Source organism: Candidatus Taylorbacteria bacterium, from assembly GCA_039934295.1.
In the GTDB taxonomy this organism is placed as follows: Bacteria; Patescibacteriota; Minisyncoccia; order Phycocordibacterales; family HO2-43-120; genus HO2-43-120.
The window spans coordinates 1-23,221 of record JBDTMN010000015.1 but is presented as its reverse complement, the minus strand read 5'-3'; the positions used below and the strand labels follow the sequence as shown (position 1 = coordinate 23,221).

15 protein-coding genes are annotated in these 23,221 nt (G+C 45.7%); 5 read left to right on the top strand and 10 right to left on the bottom strand.

Annotated elements, in window-relative coordinates; all coding sequences use genetic code 11:
- The first annotated feature begins 17 nt into the window (after positions 1–17).
- From hisS to ABI430_04420, 3 genes are all read left to right on the top strand, one after another.
- Positions 18–1,325, top strand: coding sequence for a histidine--tRNA ligase (gene hisS, locus ABI430_04430; protein MEO8638118.1), 1,308 nt, complete (start codon positions 18–20; stop codon positions 1,323–1,325).
- Between the two features lie 102 nt (positions 1,326–1,427).
- Positions 1,428–2,003, top strand: coding sequence for a ribonuclease H-like domain-containing protein (locus ABI430_04425; protein ID MEO8638117.1), 576 nt, complete (start codon positions 1,428–1,430; stop codon positions 2,001–2,003).
- A 93-nt stretch (positions 2,004–2,096) separates the two neighbouring features.
- Positions 2,097–2,963 (top strand): thioredoxin domain-containing protein, encoded by an 867-nt coding sequence (locus ABI430_04420; protein ID MEO8638116.1) that lies wholly within the window; start codon positions 2,097–2,099, stop codon positions 2,961–2,963.
- An 8-nt stretch (positions 2,964–2,971) separates the two neighbouring features.
- On the opposite strand, the gene ABI430_04415 is transcribed toward ABI430_04420, so the two are convergent.
- From ABI430_04415 to ABI430_04390, 6 genes are all read right to left on the bottom strand, one after another.
- A complete protein-coding gene (locus ABI430_04415) occupies positions 2,972–5,866 on the bottom strand; it encodes an ATP-dependent DNA helicase (protein ID MEO8638115.1) in 2,895 nt (964 codons plus the stop codon).
- Between the two features lie 140 nt (positions 5,867–6,006).
- Entirely contained in the window at positions 6,007–7,239 is a 1,233-nt protein-coding gene (locus ABI430_04410; GenBank protein ID MEO8638114.1) for a sigma-70 family RNA polymerase sigma factor, read from the bottom strand.
- 101 nt (positions 7,240–7,340) lie between these two features.
- The gene (dnaG, locus tag ABI430_04405) at positions 7,341–9,074 is read right to left on the bottom strand and encodes a DNA primase (GenBank protein MEO8638113.1); all 1,734 of its coding nucleotides are present in this window, start codon (positions 9,072–9,074) and stop codon (positions 7,341–7,343) included.
- A 90-nt stretch (positions 9,075–9,164) separates the two neighbouring features.
- A complete protein-coding gene (rpoC, locus tag ABI430_04400; GenBank protein ID MEO8638112.1) occupies positions 9,165–12,824 on the bottom strand; it encodes a DNA-directed RNA polymerase subunit beta' in 3,660 nt (1,219 codons plus the stop codon).
- A gap of 35 nt (positions 12,825–12,859) precedes the next feature.
- Entirely contained in the window at positions 12,860–16,072 is a 3,213-nt protein-coding gene (locus tag ABI430_04395) for a DNA-directed RNA polymerase subunit beta (GenBank protein MEO8638111.1), read from the bottom strand.
- Positions 16,073–16,569: 497 nt separating this feature from the next.
- A complete protein-coding gene (locus ABI430_04390) occupies positions 16,570–19,272 on the bottom strand; it encodes a peptidoglycan-binding protein (protein MEO8638110.1) in 2,703 nt (900 codons plus the stop codon).
- A 163-nt stretch (positions 19,273–19,435) separates the two neighbouring features.
- Between ABI430_04390 and ABI430_04385 the strand changes: the two genes are divergently transcribed.
- Positions 19,436–20,338 carry a M15 family metallopeptidase gene (locus ABI430_04385; GenBank protein MEO8638109.1) on the top strand — a complete coding sequence of 301 codons (903 nt, stop codon included), beginning with the start codon at positions 19,436–19,438 and terminating at the stop codon, positions 20,336–20,338.
- Here the strand turns inward: ABI430_04385 and trmD are convergent.
- The 4 genes from trmD to ABI430_04365 all read right to left on the bottom strand — a co-directional run bounded on the left by trmD (position 20,322) and on the right by ABI430_04365 (position 22,823).
- A complete protein-coding gene (gene trmD, locus ABI430_04380) occupies positions 20,322–20,993 on the bottom strand; it encodes a tRNA (guanosine(37)-N1)-methyltransferase TrmD (protein MEO8638108.1) in 672 nt (223 codons plus the stop codon). The genes ABI430_04385 and trmD overlap by 17 nt on opposite strands.
- A 113-nt stretch (positions 20,994–21,106) precedes the next feature.
- Positions 21,107–21,430 (bottom strand): hypothetical protein, encoded by a 324-nt coding sequence (locus tag ABI430_04375; GenBank protein ID MEO8638107.1) that lies wholly within the window; start codon positions 21,428–21,430, stop codon positions 21,107–21,109.
- A 141-nt stretch (positions 21,431–21,571) separates the two neighbouring features.
- Positions 21,572–22,360, bottom strand: a complete 789-nt coding sequence (gene dapB / locus ABI430_04370) for a 4-hydroxy-tetrahydrodipicolinate reductase (protein MEO8638106.1) — start codon at positions 22,358–22,360, stop codon at positions 21,572–21,574.
- A gap of 151 nt (positions 22,361–22,511) precedes the next feature.
- On the bottom strand, positions 22,512–22,823 hold the full coding sequence (locus tag ABI430_04365; protein ID MEO8638105.1) for a KH domain-containing protein: 312 nt from the start codon (positions 22,821–22,823) through the stop codon (positions 22,512–22,514).
- Positions 22,824–23,011: 188 nt separating this feature from the next.
- On the opposite strand from ABI430_04365, the gene ABI430_04360 reads away from it, so the two are divergent.
- Positions 23,012–23,221 (top strand): LuxR C-terminal-related transcriptional regulator (locus tag ABI430_04360; protein ID MEO8638104.1); only part of this gene is annotated, 210 nt, incomplete at its 3' end.

Below are 23,221 nucleotides of genomic sequence, written 5' to 3'. Positions count from 1 at the left end.
TTCGTTATTATATATACATGATACAAAAAAAGGCAAAGCTCGATACCGAGAGCTACAAGGGAGTAAGGGATTTCTATCCTCCCGAAATGTTCATTCAGAACTATATTTTTAGTGTCTGGCGACGGGTAGTAGAAAGCTATGGATACGAGGAATACGGGGCTTCAATTCTCGAACCTACCGAGCTTTATAAGGCGAAAACAAGCGACGAAATCGTGCAGGAGCAGACATACTCTTTTACGGACCGAGGCGGGAGAGATGTCACTTTACGTCCGGAGATGACGCCGACCGTTGCGCGAATGGTCGCAGGAAAACGCCGTGAGCTCACATTCCCATTGCGCTGGTATTCAATCCCGAATGTATTTCGGTATGAAAAACCCCAGCGAGGACGGCTTAGGGAACACTGGCAACTCAACGTTGATATGTTTGGAATCGCCGACATGAAGTCGGAGCTCGAGGTGATTTCCCTTGCGAGTGCTCTCATGAAATCATACGGAGCCAAAGATGAAGATTTTGAAATCAGGGTCAATAGCCGAAAGGTGATGAACTATATTCTCAAAAATGTTTTTGAACTTGACCAGGAAGGCGCGAGCAAAGTATCGAGGCTTATCGATAGAAAAGATAAAATGGAAGCGGGTGAATTTGAGAGACAGGCCGAACATCTTCTCGAAGAAAAAACAGAATCATTTTTGCATGTTCTGAACTCGAAAGACCTCGATGTCGTAATTTCTGCCCTGAAGTCAAATGAGGAAGAAAAAAGCGGGATTGGAGAAATTAAAGAGGTTTTGCTCAAGCTCGAAAAAAAAGGCATAAAAAATTTAGTTTTTTCACCGGCGCTCATGAGGGGTTTCGATTACTACACGGGAATCGTATTTGAGATATTTGACACTAACCCTCAAAATAGAAGAGCTCTGTTTGGCGGAGGGCGCTACGACAATCTGCTGTCTCTTTTTGGAGAAGAGAATATTCCGGCGTTTGGTTTTGCCATGGGAGACGTGACAATTAGGGATTTTTTGGAGACCCGCAATCTTTTGCCTAGCTTCTCGTCGAAAACACAAGTGGCAGTCGCGCTTATTGGGGATGAAAATTTTGAGAAAGCGCAAGAATTTACGGAATCCTTGAGAAAAGACGGTGTAAACGTGCTTTTAGATTCGAGTGACAAAAAAGTGGGCGACAAAATAAAATTTGCAGATAAGCTCAAGATTCCTTATGTTATCGTGTACGGCGAGGAAGAATCAAAGAGCGGACAATACAAGGTGAAGAATTTGAAAACGGGAGAGGAAGTTGTTGTTGAGTTGGATAAAATCAAGTCCGTTCTAAAAGCTTAGACATTTGAAAGGAGGCGCCGAGTCTGCGAGGTGGAGGAGGTTGAATTATTAGTAGCCATTAGTATATTAGGGGTTTATTTGTATATTGGTAAATTCATTCGTATGAGGAAAATCGTCTTCGACATAGAAACAACGAATATCTTTCAAGACGTGGGGAAAAATGACCCCGCGCTTTTAAATTTGGCGGTTGTGGGAATCCACGATTCCGAAACGAATGAGTATTCATGTTACGAGCAGGAGGAACTTTCAAAGCTCTGGCCCATTTTGGAGAAAGCTGATTTGCTTGTGGGCTTCAACTCGGAACATTTTGACATTCCCCTTTTGAACAAATATTATCCTGGTGATTTGAGAAAAATTAAAAGCGTGGACATAATGAAGGAAATCAAGAACTCGTTTGGTAGGCGCATCGGGCTTGGCCACATTGCGGAGTCAACACTCGGAGTCGGGAAAAGCGGGAGCGGACTTCAGTCAGTAGAGTGGTGGAGGCGCGGAGAGAAAGACAAGGTAAAAAAATATTGCCTTCAAGACGTAAAGGTGACAAAAGAGTTGTATGAGTTTGCCCTGAAAAATAATTACCTTCGAACAAAGGAGGGGGAAAAATATATTGATATTAAATTCGACACTTCGCTCTGGGAGCAGATGCCCAAAAAGAGCGTGACACAGACATTGCTGTTCTAAGAAATATCCAATTTCCAATATCTAATTTCTAATGTATAATGCCAGTATATTTATTAAATAGAGTCCCGTTTCGTATGTATTCGTATCAATTGTATGGAAAATGAATTTCAAAACTCATCCTCAATGACGCCTTTAAGTTCGCCACCGCCTAATTCTTTCGCCGTTCCTATTGCAATAATCATTGCGGGGATGTTAATTGGTGGTTCAATCATCTACTCCAATTCAGCTTCTGGCAGGTCTGTTAGTGCGGAGGGAGGCCAGAATAGCGCTCCTGTGGCAAAAACGGTGGTTATCAAGCCAGGGACGACAGATGATCACGTTCTGGGGAGCAGAAATGCAAGTCTTATGTTTGTTGAGTATTCCGACCTAGAATGCCCATTCTGCAAAGTTTTTCAGGGAACGATGCATGCTCTCATGGATGAGTATGGAAAAGACGGGCGTATTGCGTGGACCTACCGGCATTTCCCAATAGACTCTCTCCATCCAAAAGCTAGAAAAGAATCGGAGGCGACGGAGTGCGCTAACGAGCTCGGTGGCAACCAGAAGTTTTGGCAGTATCTCGACAAAATATATGAAATTACTCCGTCAAACAACGGTCTTGACCCAGCTAAACTTAAAAGTACTGCGACAGAAATCGGATTGGATACTAAGGCGTTCGACGCATGTCTTTCGAGCGGGAAATACGCCAAAAAAGTAGAGGGTGACTACCAGCAAGCGGTCGCCGCAGGGGGAAACGGCACTCCTCACACCGCTATCGTGCTTTCGAGCGCATTAAGTGCGAAAAATCAAGAAAAAGTGCTCGCCGTCATTTCAAGTGAGTTTGGCAAAATTGCTCCGAACGCGATAATTCCAAAAGATTTATTTTACTTCAATAAGGGCGGAAAAGAGCTCATCTTTAGTGGTTCCCTTCCCCAGCCTGTCATAAAGGCGATAATCGACTCGCTTCTCACGATGAAATAATTCGTTTGTTATTTCGCCACTTCTCTCATCCCGCACCATTCGCATTTTGTATCTCGACACTTCGCCTCAAGTATCGTTCCATTTTGGACACTGTCGACTAAAGTTTGGATGTCTTTTTTTACTTGTCTCTCATCCTCGTCGCTTATTGGCACTGTTATTATCGGACATCTCCCAATCGTATCGGGTGTAACGAAAACTAAAGAGGGGATGATTTGGCAATTTTTAAAGCGCACATCGCTCTCAACCAAAATTTTGTAAAAAATAAGTTGCCTCCAATAGTCCCCGGTATCATTTTTTGTCTCCCCTTTTATGGCATGAACGGACATTGCCAGACGGGTCTTGTAATCAAAGACCAAGGCTTTGTCTCCCGTATCTATGAGGAGGTCGAGCTTGCCGTGAATTGGGATTTGCAAAGTAGTTTCAACCCAAGTCTCCGTAAAAATCGAGGAATCTTTCGGAATGGAAAAATGCGTCTCGAGCGCTTTTGCCACAGCGGGAATATTCTCAATCAGTTCTTTCCTAGCCGCCTCTTTTTCCGACGTTTGTAATAGCGACACATCAAAATATTCATTGACAGAAGATTTAAGAACACTTTGTATTTTTTTTACCGTTCTCGATTCTGTTTTCCAGACTGAAGAGAGTGCTTCATGCATGGCAATTCCCTTTTCAGAAGGCGCGGAGGGCGCTTGAGGCATTTTGAGAACACTCAAGAAAAGAAACTTGTTCGGGCATAAAAGAAAGTGGTTAAGAGCCGTAACAGATAGACCCTCATTCCCGATTACACTTTTTGCCAGATTAAGAAGCGCTGAAGACCGCGCGTTTTGAGGCGAAGTGCCGGCATAAATTTCATCGACACCAACTCTTTTAAGCGAAATATGGGAAGTGTGCTTGGAGTCAAGCTCTGTAATGAAACGAAGCGGAGAGAGAATTTTTCCGTCAGACTCTTCGAGAGCTGTGAGAATCGTCACATGCTTTCGAGCTCTCGTGAGCGCGACATAAAACAGGCGACGGATGTCCTTTATATTATGTTCCTCTACACGCTTTCTCGGTAGAATAAACGAAGCTCCTCGTGCGCGACCTACCCAGGATTCTTCAGTGGCATAGGGAATGAATACGCGATCAAATTCAAGTCCTTTACTTCCATGTGCTGTCATGGCCTGGATAGCTTCGTCGGGAGCGCCAACGGTAACCTTAACCGGCCGAGATTCGGCGGATGTTCTGTACGCTAACATATTTTTTATCAATTCTCTCGGGTCGGAAATACTACCTTCTCGGGTAAGCGATTCGGCAAGCGCAATAATCCCCCTCCAGACATGGACATACGACGGGTCCTTGATAATGAGCGTTGTGAAATCGGATTCCTCTCCCGCATGGATTAGGAACCCTACCGGACTGTCGGAGATGAGCTCACTTTTTATGCGGAGAAGCGCGGGCAATTTTTTATTTAGGTCGAATGGCACACCGCTTCGAAGAGCGCGAACAAGCTCGAACGAATTTTCAGGTGATAATTGCCACATTCCCGAGGCGAGCGTTGTTGCGAGCGCGGAGACCTTTGTCGAGTCGGCAAGATAATCTATAAGGTCGAAAAAAATCCGGCCGACAGGATGACTAAAAATATCAACACTGCGCTCCGATGAAACGGGGATGCCGTGCGACTCCAGTAGGCGAATAACTCTGTCGAGGTCGCGATTCCTTCGGACAATAATCGCCACAGTTTGATTTTTGAGAGACTGCAATTCTTTCACCAGGTAGAGCTCCATGGCGCCAACATTTTCACCGGTCACCACTGCGATTGGGTTGGGGTTATTAGTGTCATTACCGTCGGCAGATTTTAGCCGTATCCGTAAATCCGTATGCTCATTGTCATCATAATTTTTCTCAATCATGCTAAAACTCCCGTCAAGAATGCTTTGGTGCGAGCGATAGTTCGTCTTGAGAGAAATTACTTTCATCTTTGGCCACTTTTTTTTCAAAAGAAGAAAATTCTCGACTGAAGCTCCCTGAAACCGGTAAATAGCCTGCTTTTCATCACCGACAATAAAAACATTGGGCGTATCGAAAAATTCCGCGATGATGCTAATAATAAAATTCTGCGTGTCGTTTGTGTCCTGATGCTCGTCAATGTGAATGTACAGATATCTCTCCTGAATCAGTCGGAGTAAAAGTTCGTTTTTTCGGAGTGCCGTAAGGAGCTCAATCAAAAGGTCGTTGTAGTCAATTTTTTTGGCTTCACGCTTCGCATCATCGTATTTTTCAAACACGTCCGCAAAAAGGAGAGTCTTCTCGCATTTCTCTATCGCGTCTCTTGCCTCCGCCTTAAGTTGTCCCTTCGTAGCTCCACGTGTAGATAAAGAAGATTCATCCTTTTTAATTCGAGCAATTTCATCCTTCACGAATTGCCGAACCAAGTTTGAAGTCATCGCCTCGCGCTTTGCGTCATCAATAGTTCTTAAGATTGAGCTCACATAGGCGTCGGGCATGCCGGTCGGACGAAGCGCTCTAAAATGCGGGTCAACGAGAATGGAGCGGACCAGTGATTCCTGCTCAATGTCCGACATCTGTCTCATCTCGTTTACGTGCAAAAAATGGTCGGGATACTCCGCGATTATAGAGGAGGCAAAGCTGTGAAAAGTATGGATGCGAACATCATGCGCTCGAGCGCCGATAATACTCGCGAGTTTTGTCCGAATGGCTTTTACTCCCGAATTCGTATAGGTAATCGCAAGAATGCCATGTGGCGGAGTGTCAGTCTTTCGCAAGATATTTGCGATACGTAAGGTCAAAATAGTTGTTTTTCCTGTCCCTGGTCCCGCAATGACCATCACTGGGCCTTCAATGGCGTCCACTGCCTCTTTCTGGGCGGGATTTAAATTGTTATAAAGTTCCTTGAAATCGTCTTTCATTTTTTAAGTATATCACGCAGAAAACACTTCCCTTTTGAGGTTTCAGATTTGTCCAATTTGGATAGAGTTCCTAAACCAAAAAATTGATTAATTTATTTTTTCCAAGCTTTAACCTAACAGCTAACACCTAACAGCTCCCCCTAATAGTTCCTCAACCTATTCACCTTCTCGTGCTGACGGATTTTTTCGTGGGCTTTGGCTTCGATTTGGCGGATGCGCTCGCGCGTCACGCCGAATTTTTGTCCGACTTCTTCGAGAGTGTGGGTAATGCCGTCGATAAGCCCATGACGCATCTCGAGAATATGTTTTTCCTTCTCAGACAAATCATTTAGTATATCCTTCACTTGGTCGGAAAGAATTCTCCTCGAAGACTCGTTGTCCGGCGAAAGAATTTTGTCGTCGGAGAGAAAATCGCCGAGCGTTGACTTCACATCGTCGCCGTCGTCTCCGACCGGGCTTTCGAGAGACACAGTATCCTGGTCAATTTTTTCAATATTATAAATTTTCTCAACATCAAGTCCCATTTCAACCGCGATTTCCTCGGGCAACGGGTCGCGCCCGAGGTCTTGAGAGAGCCTTCGCACGACTTGTTTGTACTTGGCAATTGTTTCCACCATGTGCACTGGCACGCGGATTGTTCTTGATTGGTCGGCAAGAGAACGGGTGATTGCCTGCCGAATCCACCATGTTGCGTATGTCGAAAATTTGTAGCCCTTTGTCCAGTCAAATTTGTCCACAGCTTTAAACAGCCCGAGATTTCCCTCCTGAATAAGGTCGAGCAGGGTCAGGTCAGGGCTTCGTCCCACATATTTTTTCGCGATTGAAACGACGAGCCGGAGGTTTGCTCTTGCCAGCAGGTTTTTGGCTTCCTGGTCTCCTTTTTCAATTCTTTTTGCGAGTTCTTTTTCCTGATGCGCGAGAATTAAAGGGTATTGCCCAATCTCTTTTAAATACATCTGAATCGAATCATACGATGAATCTGTCTTAAGAAAGGAGGGTTTCTTCTCAGGCAAGGCATCGGGAAATTCAAGCATCCCTCCCCCCTCAAGAACATCTATTCCCGCAGTGGCGAACTTCTCATACAAATGGTCGAGAAACATAATGTCCTCTTCGACAGTCGGAAATTCCTTAAGAATCTCGTCATAAGTGACGAACCCTTTTTCTCTGCCTTTTGTGAGAAGTCGGTCGGATTTTTTTTCGAGCTCCTCCGCTTTTTTAGTGGCTTTCGCAGAAAGACCGCTCCGCCTCTCAATCTCTTTCTTTCGAAGAGCTTTGAGAGCCGCTCTTCCCCTCTCCTCTGCGGTTCTTTTGTTAGCACTGCTAACTTTTTTGCCTTTTCTTTTTATTTTTTTGTTTTTTTTCTTTTTTGACATAGTATATGAACTAATAACCTATAACTGATGACTGAATAACTGAATAACTGAATAACCAGAAAATTTTTACTTGTTTGAGTTATTCAGTCATTAGTTATAGGTCATTTGGTTACTAGTTTCTGTATTCTTTCCCCCAATTCCTTGCATCTTTTAAGAATCTCGGCAATCTGGTCCTTATCGGTGTTTTTTTCCGCAAGACTCAATTTTTCAATCTCTATCGCAAGGTTTCCCTTTAAATAATCTTGCTCCAAATGCATGAATAATTCTTCCAAGTCCTCCGCTGTATTTGCTGTATTATATAGGACCTCCGCCTCCGAAGCGAGTTCATTTTTGTTCGGCGCAAAAAAATCGGTCATCTTTTCAAAGCCCGGAGCGCCAATTATGTTTTTCAAAGTTTCTTCTACTCTTTTTACGTCAATTGAGGGAGCCCCGAGAGAATTCTGCCAAAGCAGTATGCCATATATTCTTCTTTCCACAAGATTACGGTGCGATTTCTCCTCAAGCTTTTTTTCTCTTATCACACCCTGATTTCCCGTTTCACCTTCGGGCTCGTAGGACCTCTCTGCTTTCCTGTAGTCTTCGATAATGGCGTTTTCGGAAATACCGGTCTTCTTCGCAATCTCCTGAATATACTGCGACCTCTCCATAGAACTTCCAAGCGGATAAAGAAAGGGAAAGATGTTCTCTTTAATTTCATTCGGAAGGTTACTTTTTTGGGCAGTGGACGAAAGTATTTGCGCGAGAGAAAAATGCACGATATTCACGGAATTTGCCAAAATGTCCTTCCATTTTTTCGAATTATGGAGAATATAATCAGCGGGGTCGACACCCGAGGGCAAAAGCGCGGCTTTCACTTCCAATCCCTCCCTAAGCGCGATGACAGCGCTTCTTCGCGCGGCTTTTACCCCCGCAGAATCAGGATCAAACGCCAAAATAAGTCTATTCGAAAAACGATGGATTATTTTCGCGTGACTTTCGGTAAACGCCGTTCCCGAAAGCGCAACCGTATTTCTGACCCCCGCCTGATGAGAAAGAATAATATCCATCTGACCCTCAACCAAAATAATTTCTCCCTCTTGGCGAATCGCGGATTTGGCTTTGTCGAGACCAAACAAGACGCTCGACTTCAAGTAGAGCTCTGTCTCGGGACTATTTATATATTTGGCGCTCTTACCGTCATCCTGAAATATTCTCCCTGAAAACCCGATGACTCTTCCGCTCGAATCGTTTATCGGAAACATTATTCTGCCTCGAAACCTGTCGTAAAATCGAACGCCCTTCTCGTGCGATGCCTCCGCCCTCTTAATGAGCCCTGCTTTTTCAATTTCTGAATCAGTGTAGCCTTTCTGCTTTAGGTAGCTGTGCACCGGATGCCAATCGAGGGGGGCGAATCCGATATGCCACTCGAGAATCGTCTCCGGCGTTAAGCCTCTGCCCTTAAGATACTCCCTAATTTTGCCATTTTCCTCCCTATTGAGAGTCTCCGAAAAAAAAGTTGTAGCTTCTTCGAGACACGCGAATAGCCTATCCTTTTCACTTTTCAATTTCGGGTTTTCAAAAACGATCTTTACGCCCGCCTTTTCTGCCAAAATTTTTAGAGCACCCTTGAAATCAACTCCTTCGAATTCCTCCACAAATGAGAAGATGTCGCCCTTCATTCCGCATCCGAAGCAATAGTAGGTGCCTCTCGCGGGCGAGATAAAAAATGACGCCGTTTTTTCATGGTGAAAAGGGCAGAGCGCTTTAAAGCTGGCTCCGGCCTTTTCAAGCTTCAAGTAGGAGCCCAATACGTCCTCCACGGATAGCTTTTCTTTTATTTCCTCAACGTGAGACATAGATACGTATAACTCATCACTGAATAACTAATAACGCATGAGAGAAAACCTCCCCCTCTGTGATTCAGTCATTCAGTTATCTGTCATAGGTTATTCAGTATCGACTTCCCCTCTCACTTTCTCAACCAATTTAGATTTTGGACTTCCTTCGAAGCCGGAACCTGCCGGAATCAGCCTGCCGATGATGACGTTCTCCTTAAGACCGACTATTTTATCTTCAGTTCCGCGTATCGCGGCGTTAATCAAAACTCGAGTGGTATGCTGGAATGATGCCGCCGACAGGAAGCTTCTTCGGCTTAGGGAAATTTCCGTGATACCCATCACCACCGCTTCGCCCTTCGCTTCCTCATTTCCTTTCTCTTTCATCTCGTCATTCTCATCAGAAAAGTACGAGATGCTGGCGACATCTCCCGCGGATAGCTTGGTGCCTCCTCCTTCTTTAATTTTCCTTCGCGAAAACATCTGGCGGACGATGATCTCGATGTGCTTTCTAGACACGGTTTCGCCCTGAAGCTCATACAACTTGCTCACCTCTGAAATAATGTAATTTTCAGTTTTTTCTTTTCCGCCGAATTTGAATATCTCATCTATGTTCGCCGAGCCGTCCGTAATAATGTCGCCTTTGCGAACTTTGCTTCCCACTTTTACGAGAGGCACGCGCTTGTAGTTCACTGTATATTCTATCTCGCTTTTTTTCTTGGACTTACTCTTGTCGGCAATTTCGGGAAGGACAATGATGACTTTTTCTTTTCCGAGATCTTTAATGTCCGTCACGATGCCGTTTACCCGGTTGACGATTGCCGGATTTTTGGGAGCCCGCTTTTCAAAAACTTCCTCGACTCTTGGCAGTCCCTGTGTGATATCACCGCCTATAGAAGCGGTTCCACCGCTATGGAATGTTCTCATGGTGAGCTGGGTCCCGGGCTCTCCGATGGCCTGCGCCGCAATCGTTCCCACCGCTTCGCCGATTTCAACCAATTCTTTTTTTCCAAGGTCGTAGCCATAGCATTGGACGCATATGCCATGCACCGTCTTACAGGTAAGTGGAGACCGGACTTTGACCTCCGCGATATTTTCTTCCTCAACCTTCTCCGAATCTTCCTTGTTCAGGAGATGCCCTTTGGCGAATAGAATCCCCTTTCCGCTCGAAGCGATATCCTCGGCAAGCACTCGCCCTTTTATATTTTTTGCAATCGAGCTTTCCATCCCCGAAGCGCTTTCTTTGGTAATTGTGATGCCTTCCTTTGTCCCACAATCAAGACTCGTTATGATGGCGTCCTGCGCCACGTCAAACAGTCTTCGGGTAAGATACCCGGCTTTAGCGGTGTTGAGCGCAGTATCGGTGAGTCCTTTTCTGGAGCCGTGAGTAGTGATGAAGTATTCGATTGGAGTAAGTCCTCCCTTGCTCGAGCTTACAATCGGGAATTCGATAGTTTCTCCCGAGGTGGTTGCTATGAGTCCTTTCATTCCGGCCATCTGGGTAATCTGGGCGATCGAGCCTCGTGCGCCGGAGTTCACCATGTCATGTACAGAACCATTTTTGTCCAGAGTTGCGGGGATTAATTTTTCAATCTCGCCTTTTGCTTCGTGCCAGATTTCAATGTTTTTTCTCAACCGTTCCTCTTTTGAAAGAAAGCCGAGATTGTACTGCTCCAACACCTCCTCGGCGTCGGACTTTGCGCGCTTAATTATCTCGGGTTTTCCAGGAGGCTCCGAGATGTCGTCAATACCCCACGTGGTTCCCGAAACGGTGGCATATTTGAAGCCAAAACCTTTTATTTTATCGAGAATCGGAGCGATTTTGTCTATTCCATAGATGCTGATCATTCGGTTTACCATAAGTCCCATATCTTTTCTCTGAACCTCTTTATTCACGTACGGATAATCCTGCGGAAGAACACCGTTGAAAAGTATCCTGCCCACGGTGGTCTCGAATATTTTTCCTCCAAATTCTTTATATTTTTCCTCCTGGGTTGGCAGAATGTGAATCTTGGCACGGGGAGCTACCTCACCGAAATTATAGGCAATGATAGCGCTTTGAGGGCTTTCGAAATATTTTCCGCTCCCCTTCTCTCCTTTTACGTCCTTGGTCATCCAGTAGCAACCCAAAATGATGTCGAGAAGTTTTCCCGTAACGGTAGGTTCACCAGAGCCCGGCTTCAAAATATTTTTGTCGGCAGCCATGATTTCCTTCGCCTCAATCTGTGCCTCTTCTCCAAGCGGAACATGGACAGCCATCTGGTCTCCGTCAAAGTCAGCGTTGAAAGCGGTGCAAACGAGAGGGTGAACCTGAATTGCATTTCCTTCGATAAGAATCGGCTTAAATGCCTGGATACCAAGCCGGTGGAGAGTGGGAGCGCGGTTAAGAAGAACGTATTTATCGGAAATGACTTCCTCGAGAATCGCCCAGACTTCGGGAATATCGTCGTCAATGAGTCTCCCAGCGCCTCTTATGTTGAAAGCCAGCTCACGCTTCAAAAGTTGCGAAATAACGAACGGCTTAAAAAGCTCGAGCGCCATATGCTTAGGCAATCCGCACTGATTCAACTTGAGTTCGGGACCGACGACAATGACCGAACGACCCGAATAGTCCACTCGTTTTCCAAGAAGGTTTGCTCTGAACAGGCCTCTTTTGCCTTTTAGGTTGTCCGAGAGGGATTTTAGGGGTCGTCTTTGAGCTTGATTAAGTGCACCCGCATTATTGTTGCCGTGTCGAATCGAGTTGTCTATGAGCGAATCCACCGCTTCCTGCAAAATTCTTTTTTCATTCCGCAAAATAACATCGGGCGCGTTAATCTCCTTAAGTTTTTTCAACCGATTATTTCTATTGATGACCCTTCGGTAGAGGTCATTGACGTCGGAGCTTGCATAGCGTCCGCCGTCAAGGGGAACCATGGGCCGTAGTGCAGGAGGAATAACCGGAATATTGGTGAGGAACATCCATTCTGGGCGAATTTCCGCCTGAATCATGGATTTAAGCAGACTTAATCTTTTGTTGATTTTATCTTTTTCAATGGAACCCGCCGTCTCGTAGTCTTTGGTGAGCTTCTTTTCGAGCTTTACGAGGTCAAGTTTTTTTAAAATCGTGTAGATGGCTTCAGCGCCTATTTCCGCTTCAAAGAGGGTTCCGAATTTGAGTGAATACTCATGGTACTGCACCTCGTCCAAAACTACGCCCTCCTGAATAAGCTCGATTTCTTTTTTTGCGTTCACCAAGAGCTCCTTCAATGCCTCCACAGATTTGTCATCCTGAAGATTTTTCACCTTGGTCTTATATTCCGAATCAAGATCTCTCAAAATTGATGATCTCTCTTCCTCATTTAAGGACGTGATTATGTAACCGCCGAAGTAGATGACCTTCTCAAGGTCAGCAGTGGACATACCCATCACGAGACCGATGCGGGACGGCATACTGCGCAAAAACCAGATATGCGCGACGGGTGTGGCGAGCTCGATGTGCCCCATCCTCTCTCTCCTCACAATTGAACGTGTGATTTCTACACCGCATTTCTCGCAGACGATGCCCTTGTATCGTATGCCTCGGTACTTTCCGCAGTAGCACTCAAAATCCTTGTCGGGGCCGAAAATCTTTTCGTCGAAAAGTCCGCTCTTCTCACTTCGCTGTGTGCGGTAATTTATTGTTTCCGGCTTCGTGACTTCACCGTAAGACCACTCCGCAATTTTGGCGGGTGAGGCAAGCTTTAGGGTGATTGTGCTGAAATCGTTTATATGTATGTTTTTAGTTTTCATAATTATATTGGAATTTATTGAACCGAAGCTTGGTTTTAATTCCTACTACGGGATTCATCGCCATCTTCCTCATCGAGTTCGACGTTCAAAGCCAGCCCCCGAAGATTATTGAGAAGCACGTTAAATGACGCCGGAATATTCGACTCGCGGATTTTTTCTCCTTTCACAATTGAATCGAAAGCCGCGGAACGGCCGATAATATCATCTGATTTTACAGTCAAAACTTCCCGCAGTGTGTATGCCGCCCCATGACCCAAGAGCGCCCAGACTTCCATCTCTCCGAACCGCTGACCCCCTCCCTGCGCTTTACCGCCGAGAGGCTGTTGGGTGATGAGAGAATACGGTCCGATTGAACGCATGTGAATTTTATCCTCCACCATATGATGGAGTTTCAAAATATACATGTATCCCACCGCAATCTCCTGATTAAATTCGCGTCCTGTTCTACCGTCAAAAAGCTTCATCTTTCCGTTCGGACTAAATCCCGCTTTCGAAAGCTCTGCCTTGATTTCCTCATGTGTCGCTCCGGCAAACGGTGGAACAATTGCCTGATAGTTTAAGGTGTTTGCAGCAAGACCAAGGTGCAGTTCGAGAATTTGCCCCAAATTCATACGCGAAGGAACTCCGAGCGGAGTCAAAATCATGTCAACAGCTGTTCCATCCTGCATAAAAGGCATATCTTCTTCGGGAAGAATGCGGGAAATCACGCCTTTGTTTCCATGCCGTCCCGCAAGCTTGTCACCCACCGACACGTTTCGTAACTGTGCTATCTCGATGTGAATTCTTTTAATTATTCCGGATTCGAGCTTGTCCGCCTTCTCTCTCGAAAACACCTTCACTCGGATAACTCTGCCTCGCTTTCCTCCCTCAACTCGTTTTGAAGTGTCTTTCACGTCGCGAGCTTTTTCTCCGAAAAGAGAGCGGAGAAGCCTTTCCTCGGGAGTGAGCTGGGTCTCGCCTTTGGGTGTAATTTTGCCGACGAGTATGTCTCCGGGTCGAACTTCAGCTCCGATTCTTACGATTCCGTCTTCATCGAGATTTTTCAGTTTCAATTCGCCGACGTTTGGAATATCGTGAGTGGTAACTTCGGGACCGAGTTTGGTATCGCGGACATTTACCACAAATTCCTCGATGTGAATCGAGGTGAACTTGCTGTTTTTCACGAGACGTTCTGAAAGAATAATGGCATCCTCGTAGTTTGACCCCGACCACGACATAAATGCTATGAGAATGTTTTGGCCGAGCGCCGTCTGGCCTCCCGCGGAAGAAGAAGTGTCCGCGATAATATCGCCCTTCATCACCTTCTGGTCGAGGCTCACAATAGGCCTCTGGTGGAACGCCGTAAATCCATTGGTTCGGGAAAATGACACTAAAGAATATTCTTTTTCTTTTCCTTTGTGATTTGTGATTTTAATTTTTGTCGAATCCACATACGTCACGACTCCCTCTTCCTCTGAAATGAGAACGCGCCCCGAGTCGCGGGCAGCCTTTTCTTCGATGCCGGTAGCAACAAGGGGCGCCTCGGGTATGACGCAAGGAGTAGCCTGCTTCTGCATGTTAGAGCCCATGAGCGCTCTGTTGGCATCATCATGATTTAAAAACGGAATCATCGATGTCGCCACAGAAAACGCCTGATTGGTTCCAACATCGATTAAGTCAACCTCTTCCTTTGGGACGAGACTGGGTCTTCCGTTGATTCGAACCTCTACCTCGGCGCTTTCAATCATTGAAGACTCGTCATATGAAATCGCCGCGTGGGCAATCTTATGATTTTCCTCCTCGAGAGCATTCATGTACACAATCTCTTTTGTAATCACTCCATTTTTTACTTTTGCATAGGGAGTTTCAATCATTCCGAAATCATTTATCCGCGCGTAGGTCGCCAACCGCAAAATGAGTCCGATGTTCGGACCTTCAGGGGTATGAATCGGGCAAAGCCTGCCATAGTGCGAAGGATGAACATCTCTTACTTCAAATCCCGCGCGCTCCCTGGTAAGGCCTCCAGGCCCCAATGCCGAAAGCGTCCTTAAGTGCTCAAGTTCCGTCAGGATATTTTCCTGTTGCATGAACTGCGAGAGTTGGTTTGTGGTGAAAAATTCCTTGAGCCTAGCCTGAAGCGGTTTTGGAGAAATGAATTGCAGGGGCTGTGTAAAATCGGGCTCTACCGTGGACATCCTATCCTGGATATTTCTCTTGATCTGCGACATTCCGACTCGTATTTTTTGCTGAAGCAATTCCCCGACATATCGAACACGTCTGCTCCCTAGGTGGTCGATGTCGTCGGCATTAGCCCCTTCGGTTGTATTTAGCGTTGATATGTGTGTAATGATTGTAGCAACGTCGTCCAACGAAATTGTTTTCCGCTCGAGTTCCTTCGCATCCATGCTCTTATCGAATCGCTTATTAAATCGAAAACGCCCGACTTTCGAAATATCATAACGTTCCGGCCCTAAAATCGAGTCAATAAACTCTTTCGCGTTTGCCACCGTTCCCAACTCGCCGTCGCGAAGTCTTTTGTGTATCTCGAGATATGCCTCATCAACCGTTTTCGCATGGTCCTTCGCAATTGACGCGTCAATATATGTTTTTGCGATGGGATTTTCCTTAAACAGGGCACGAAGCTTCTCATCGGTATGAGCGCCCAGTATACGGAAAAGAGAAGCGACGGAAAATTTTCTCTTTCGGTCGATTCTGACGTACATAGATCCGTCGGGGTCGGTTTCAATCTCAATCCAGGCACCACGGGCGGGAATTATTTTCGCTCCAAAAAACTTTTTTCCCTTGATTTCCTCCTCCGTGAAAAAAACTCCGAACGAACGGGCAAGCTGGGGCACGATGACGCGCTCGATTCCGCTTATCACAAATGTGCCGTGGGGAGTCATGAGAGGAAAATCAGCCAGAAATATTTCCTGTGATTTTTCTACGCCAAGCGTCTTGTTCTTAAGCCTCACAGTAGCTTTCAAGGGCGCCTCATAGGAAAGCTTGTTATTTTTTGCAAAATATTCATCGTATTTTGCCGACGACAACTTGAAATCCGTGAAATCGAGCTCAAATTTTTTCCCAGCATAATCTTTAATTGAAGAAAATTCGCTAAAAATTTCAGCAAGACCTTTTTCAATAAGCCACTTGAATGAAGTAACTTGGGACTCAACGAGATTAGGCACCTCGGTCAAAGGTTCCTTGTAGCGACCAAAATATTTTTTCTCTCTTAGTCCGTTCTCCACAGTTTCGTTTATTGTTTTTTCCATAGTATGTATAGCATGACTTATAACACCCGACTGAATCGTTTATATTGGAAAGTTGCACTTCTTAGAGACTTTTGCGATTATTCGAAACTTAAAAGTTAAATTTAGTTGCCCGAGAGAGCACCAGCATCAACACAAATAAAACAGCCCCCGCTCAAGTCAGGTTCTATTTGGCTTTTTATTTTATTGCTCTTGAGTTTGCAAGACTACTCTTTTATGAAGCCCCACATTTAAAAAAATGTGAGAGGCAACTCGTAAAAAGGGTCCGAATCAAGTCGTAACACAATCTCGCAGTAAGTTAAATACGAGTATATACCTAGTCTATTTGATTGTCAACCCTGTGAATAACCCCGCCCATTTCTGCACCCTGTTGGTAATTTAGACACATGGTAATCTGAACCTGTTAACACTTCAAGCGGAGTCAGTTTGTTCCTGAATGCTTAGTGAGTTCTCCTTTCATTTGGTCGATTATATTCCATCTCCACAGAAAGTGGCGACAACTATGGACGGAGGATAAACCCCCTTGTTATCGGTCCGAAGAATCCTACGGGAGGCGTGATGCCATGAGCCAGCTGGAACCTAGAAAGCGCGGTTCGGGTCAGCATGCCGAAGAAAGTGGTCTCATTGCCTGGAGAACCTGCGCCCACAAGAGCAAGCGTGAATCCTTTGGAATTTAAGTATTGCTGAAGGAGTTTTACATCGCTTCCCACTGATCCCGAACCAAGATTACGGGTGAAGGAAAGCGGGGTGAGAACAGGTGGGAGTCCTATTCCCGGAGTAATCTCCACAACTGGAGCAATTCCCGACGCATTTGGACTACACATGTATCCTGAAGGATTAGCAGGAAATGGAATCAGGGTATATCCCGAGGCGCAGGTTGGAGCGTTTGATGGCAAAGGAGATTGAGGGATGAAGTTAGCACTGCGACCGCCACTTGAGCTTCTCCTTCTTGATGGGGTGGGAGTGGGGACAGGTTCTTCTGGGATTGCGCTGAAGGAAACGAAATTTTGAAATTCAGGATTACCTCCGACAGTGGTGAAATCGCCTCCAGCATACAGTTTCGTTCCATCTGAAGAAAGCGCGAGGGCTGAAACACTATTGTTCATATTCGGATTGAAAGATGTAGCTATTCCATCCGAGGTGTTTATAGCCGCCAAACGATTGTAGGCAGTAACTCCTCCGACAGTGGTGAATAATCCTCCAGCGTAGAGCGTTCCTCCATCTCCTGAAAGAGCGAGGGCGTTTACCTGATTATTCATATTCGGATTGAAAGATGTAGCTATTCCATCCGAGGTGTTTATAGCTGCCAAACGATTGTAGGCAGTAACTCCTCCAACGGTGGTGAAAAAGCCACCAGCGTAGAGAGTTCCTCCATCCGGAGAAAGAGCGAGGGCCAATACGCCATTGTTCATATTCGGATTGAAAGATGTAGCTATTCCATTCGAGGTGTTTATAGCCGCCAAACGATTGTAGGCAGTAACTCCTCCGACAGTGGTGAATAATCCTCCAGCGTAGAGCGTTCCTCCATCTCCTGAAAGAGCGAGGGCACTTACGGTACTGCTCATGTTCGGATTGAAAGATGTAGCTATTCCATCCGCGGTGTTGATGGCCGCCAGACGATTGTAGGGTGCTCCTCCTCCTCCGACGGTGGTGAAACTACCTCCGGCGTAGAGTGTGGCTCCATCCGAAGAAAGAGCGAGGGCGCTTACGCCACCGTTCATGTTCGGATTGAAAGATATAGCTATTCCATCCGCGGTGTTTATAGCCACCAGACGATTGTAGGGTGCTCCTCCGACGGTGGTGAATTGTCCTCCAGCGTACAGTGTCGTTCCATCGGGAGAAAGTGCGAGGGCACTTACTATACCGCTCATATTCGGATTGAAGTTAGGGTCAACCGTGCCGTCAGGGAGAATATGCGCCAGATTATTGCGAACAATACCTCCGATAATAGTGAAATTGCCTCCAGCGTAAAGCGTTCCTCCATCCGGAGAAAGAGCGAGGGCGCCCACAGAACTGTTCACACTAGGATTAAAAGTTGATATAGCTATTCCATCCGAGGTGTTTATGGCTACTAGAAAATTGTAGGGTGCTCCTCCGACTGTGGTGAACTGGCCTCCGGCATACAGTTTCGTTCCATCCGAAGAAAGTGCGAGGGCTGAAACAAAACCAAAATTGTTCAGATTCGGATTGAAAGATGTAGCTATTCCATCCGCGGTGTTTATAGCCGCTAGATAATAGTGGATTGGTCCTCCAACGTTGGTGAACTGGCCTCCAGCGTAGAGTGTCGCTCCATCAGGAGAAAGAGAGAGGGCAGACACACCAATAAACGTACTGCCCATGTTCGGATTAAAAGATGTAGCTATTCCATTCGAGGTGTTTATAGCCGCTAGATTATTGTAGGGTGCTCCTCCGACGGTGGTGAATCTGCCACCGGCGTAGAGTTTCGTTCCATCTCCCGAAAGAGCTAGAGCTACAACGGCATTGTTCATATTCGGATTAATAAAAGTTGATATAGCTATTCCATCCAAGGTGTTTATAGCCACCAGACGATTGTAGGGTGCTCCTCCAACGGTGGTGAAAAAGCCACCAGCGTAGAGAGTTCCTACATCAGGAGAAAGAGCGAGGGCACTTACGGTACTGCTCATGTTCGGATTGAAAGATGTAGCTATTCCATCCGCGGTGTTTATAGCTGCTAGATTATTGTAGGGTGCTCCTCCGACAGTGGTGAAACCGCCTCCGGCGTAGAGTGTGGCTCCATCAGGAGAGAGTGCGAGGGCTACAACAGTACCGCTCATATCAGGATTGAAATTTGGGTCAACAGTGCCATCGGGTAAAATATGAGCTAGTCTGTTGCGTGTTTCTGTTCCCACTTGGGTAAAGGCTCCTCCAATATACCAACCACCGTTTCGGTCCGAAACAACCGAGGATATGGTTCCGTTTACTTTTGGGAATGTGGACACAGGGAGGCCAGTAGAAGTTACAATGGGGACTCCATTTCCAGAAACCGTACTACCCACATGGGTAAATGTGCCTCCTATGTATGTACCAGAACTATTGGCCACGACGGCACTGACCGTCCCGTCAGTTATGGGTATGTTGCTATCAGGAGTAGAAGAGAACTCCGCTCTTGCATAGCTCGGCGAGTAAAAAAAGACTGAAACCAAACACGCGAACAAAAAGGTTAGTATAGAATATTTTTTCATATCATTTTTTTTATTGAATAAAATGGTTCTCACTATTATACTATATTCGGAACAGGAAAAAACAATTACGAAAATCCCTAGACATATTTTTCCATTTTAAGGCAGATGCGCTAGGTGTTAAAACCGGCATGGCAGCAATGCATAAATATGCTAGAATCATTGAATGAAAGAGCTATTGCCTCATTTGCCGAAAAAGCCGTCAAAAAAACATCTTTTGTACGCGGTGATTGTCGTAGCGGTCTGCGTGTACGGCATGTATCTCTACGCTTCGCTTCACAAGCAGTACCTGCTTTCTCAATCTAAAATTGCCGAACTCGAAACCACGCTTAAAGGCGTGGAAGATAATTTCTCCAATATGAAAATCGAGAAAGATGGGCTTCAAGAGAGGTTGGTTGAAGAGCAGGACTTAAATAATTCGCTTAAAAGCGCGAACAAAAAAATATCAAGAACGGTTTCTACGCTGAAAAAATTAACCGAAACGGATCCGGAGCTGTTAAAAAAATACTCCAAGGTGTATTTTCTGAACGAGAATTACGCGCCACCAAAACTTGTATCTATAGATTCAAGATATCTCTTCGATAAAAATAAGCCCCAGGAGATTCTGGATAATGTGTCAGACTATCTTGACGACCTCTTAGACGAAGCCGAAAATGACAGGGTGACGCTACAGATTATTTCTGCTTATCGGTCTTTCGGCATACAGGCCAATCTGAAGTCAAGTTATTCGGTAATTTACGGAGCAGGCTCGGCTAATCAGTTTTCAGCCGACCAAGGGTACTCCGAGCATCAGCTGGGAACTGCCGTAGACTTTATCACTCCGGCGATGAACGGGGCGCTAACGGTTGCCTTTGAAAATACTCCCGAGTATGAATGGCTCACGCGCAACGCTTATAAATACGGTTTCATACTTTCGTACCCGAAAGGCAATTCGTACTATCAGTTCGAACCCTGGCACTTTAGGTTTGTCGGAAAAGATCTCGCCCACGATTTAAACAGGGACCACAAGAATTTTTATGATTTGGACCAGCGCGAGCTCGACGATTATCTTGTCAAGATTTTTGATTAAGTCTCCACTCTTCAATTTTTGCCCGATGACCTGAAAGAAGTATTTTGGGCACTCGATATTTTTTCTTTTTATAGACGAGAACTTCAGGCCTTGTATATGCGAGAGAACTCGAAACTCGCGATTCTTCGAGAGAGCTAAAATTTCCCAAGACTCCCTCTATCTGCCTAGCCATCACATCAATAATGAGCATCGCGGGCAATTCTCCTCCGGTAAGAACAAATGGGCCGACTGATACTTCTTCAACTTTGCATATTTTTTTTACGCGTGCGTCAATTCCCTCATATCGCCCACAAATGATAATCACATGCTCATATTTTTGAGCAGTTTTTTTTGCGTACTCGGTCGTAAACTGTTTTCCCGACGGGCTTAGCCAAAGTATCTTCAGACTCTTATTTTTTACCTTTACCTTTGCGCTTTCCACGGCCCGTATGACTGGTAGGGCTTCTATAACCATCCCCGGGCCACCGCCGTATGGCCTGCCATCAACTCTTTTTTCCGAATAGGTGAGCTTCCTTCCTTTTGGTTTAATCACGAAGTCGCGCGGATTATAAAATTCAATTTTTATCTTCTTATCCTCAATCGCTCGCTTCAAAATAGACTCCCCTAAATAAGAGTCGAATGTTTTTGGAAATAGGGTGATTACATGAAAGGTCATCGGGGATCGTTAATAGTGGATAAATGATAGTACAGGAAAAACAATGAAAATGAGAGATAAAAAAAACCGTGGCTCTACGATACCACGGATTTGTGTTTTTGGCGAGATGCCAGTTAATTTTGTGAGAAGACCGGGAAAAGCTTTAGCTGGGGAACCGCGATAAACTCGACGAAATCAACCGTCCCCCCGCTTTCGTCCTTCAGTCGAGCTTCGATGCGTGCGCAAAGCTCCTTCGCCTCTTCCACAGTAGGAAAGTGCATAAAGGTTGGCAAGCGATTTCCACAATCGCACTTGGCCATTTGCTCTCCCGCAACTACAAATGATCGACCCATAATTGATACTGCGACCACAATGCATTTGTCGTTTTTTGGATGCACCTTCTTGCATTTCTTGCAGGTAATCTTGAGCCCAAATGGCAACTCTAATGCACAGGACATAACTTCATTCACGGTTTTTCCTCCTCTCTTTCTGGTTGTACTAACTTTGAAGTATACTCCTTGAGCAGTCAGTGTCAAAAGCGCATAAAAAAACCGCGACTTCTAGTGCGCGGTCATACCTATGCAGAGATGTGTATAAGACTACTTCGGTAGCCCAAGCACGTCCTGCATGTCGTAGAAGCCAGGCTTTTGATGAACGACCCACTCTGCGGCCAGCAGGGCACCGTTGGCGAACGCGTCACGGCTCGAGGCCTTGTGCGTTAGTTCGACACGTTCACCATCTCCCGCAAAAATGACCGTATGGTCACCGACAACATCACCCCCTCGGACAGAATGAATTCCGATTTCATTTCTCGGACGTTCACCAGTAATTCCCTCGCGACCATTTCTTGTCTGTGTGGACGTTCCAAACTGTCTTAGGTCAGTGCTCTTAGCAATTTGCCGATCGCGCACATCTTTCAGTATTTCGGTCAACGTTTTAGCCGTGCCACTTGGGGCATCCTTCTTGAACCGGTGATGCATCTCGATGATTTCAAGGTCAAATCCCGGTCCCAGAATTTTTGCCGCCTCCCTCACAAGAACAAACAAAACGTTGACGCCAATCGAGAAGTTGGATGCCATGACGATTGGGATGAAATTCGCATGACGTTTAATGTATTGGAGCTGATCCCTGTTGTGACCCGTCGTTCCGATGACAATCGCCTTTTTATAACTCGCGCATATCTCCGAGATTACCGGCGTAGCCGCAGGTATGCTGAAGTCAACCACAACATCTGCCCTCAAAATGCAATTCTCTTCGTATTGACTCCAATTCTCGTTGATTGAATTTCGATGAATCTCGCCTACGACCGCGATGTCTGAATAGTTTGCACTGCAAGCAAGCAATGCCCGCCCCATGCGACCTGTTGAGCCGTGAATGATGATGTTCATATTTTTTTTTATTTGTTCGTGTTGAGCCACTATTTACCTTAATAGAAATTTGCCGGTTGTCAACACAAAAGCCGTCCGCCTAAGGCGGACGGCTTTTTGTTCCTATCTATTCCGAAAGCTAAAAGCTAGTAGCTAACAGCTAGAAGCTGTCTCAAATCTTCAAATCATCGAGCGACTCATCAATCGTCTTGTCCGTTCGCATAGGGCGAGGCGGGGCTCCCTCGGGTTCGTTAATTTTTAGGTTCACTCGCGCGTTATTCTTCATTCCGACAACTCTAAGGAGCGTGCGGATTGCCTTGGCGGTGTTGCCCATTCGTCCGATAATCTTGCCCATGTCAGCAGAACTGACTCCGAGTGTGAGCAACACTCCCATCTCGTCAACTGTTCGAGTAATCTTGACATCATTCGGATTGTCGACTAGCGCTTTAATAACATACTCCAAAAACTGTGCGTCTTGTTCCATAATTTTTTTTACTAACAAATCTTAATAATTCCGCAGTAAAGAACCGTTGACCGTTATTACGTTTCTGCCTGCTTGCGTTATTCTAGCACTTCATGAAAAAAGGGTCAAAAAAAAAGGAACGTTGACGGTTATTGACATAAATATGTCGGCGTTTACTATAGAGAAAGCTCCCAAACCCAAGACAAAAAATGAAATCTAGACTCACGCTTGCAGAACTCTCTGTGCTGAAAAAATTCGCTTCATTCTTAACGGCCTGTGGGAATGACGAATTGAATGTCGCGGTGGTATCCGCGAGAAACATCCCGAAAGCCCGTCTGACTCAAAGAGAATCAGAAGTTCTGGCGCAAATTGCAGTAGGATTTAAGAATGGAGAAATCGCTCCCAAGCTTGGCGTCAGC